Below are 487 nucleotides of genomic sequence, written 5' to 3'. Positions count from 1 at the left end.
ACATAAGGGAAAACCTTATACGGCAATACGGGGTTCAGCAGCGGGAAAATGTCAGCCTCGGTCATTTTGACAATACCTCGTCAATCGCCTGATTCGCCCGCTCAATGGCAGCGTCGGTAGCGGCCTCAGATTTGGCATCAAACGCCGGACGGATAAACGGCTGTGGGGCCATTTTTGAGGTCCCATTCTCCAGAAAACGCCAGTAGTAGGCATTACGTGGATCACTGGCTTTCATGGTCGTATCACTGTTAGTGCCCTTGGCATTAGCGCCTCGCACATACACTCCGGCGGACGCTTCACCGTTTTGCACTCGCCGGTTGGACGCCACAATATTTCGCGCCAGTTTGCCGGTGCGTTTCGGGGCTTTAACCCGCGCCTCGTCACGCAATACCGACGCCGCCGCATAAGTGGCTTTTCGCAGCACCTGATTATTTTCAGCCTTGCTGAGCAGTTCGAGATCTTTCGCTATTGCCTGCAAGCCGGAAAA

At 54.2% G+C, this 487-nt stretch carries 1 protein-coding gene; it reads right to left on the bottom strand.

Annotation, left to right across the window (positions count from 1 at the left end; translation table 11 throughout):
• Positions 1-61: 61 nt before the first annotated feature.
• Positions 62-487 (bottom strand): HK97-gp10 family putative phage morphogenesis protein (locus AAC854_RS23045; protein ID WP_340619122.1); only part of this gene is annotated, 426 nt, incomplete at its 5' end.

Source organism: Xenorhabdus entomophaga, from assembly GCF_037996725.1.
In the GTDB taxonomy this organism is placed as follows: Bacteria; Pseudomonadota; Gammaproteobacteria; order Enterobacterales; family Enterobacteriaceae; genus Xenorhabdus; species Xenorhabdus khoisanae.
This window is presented reverse-complemented; position numbering and strand designations above follow the sequence as displayed.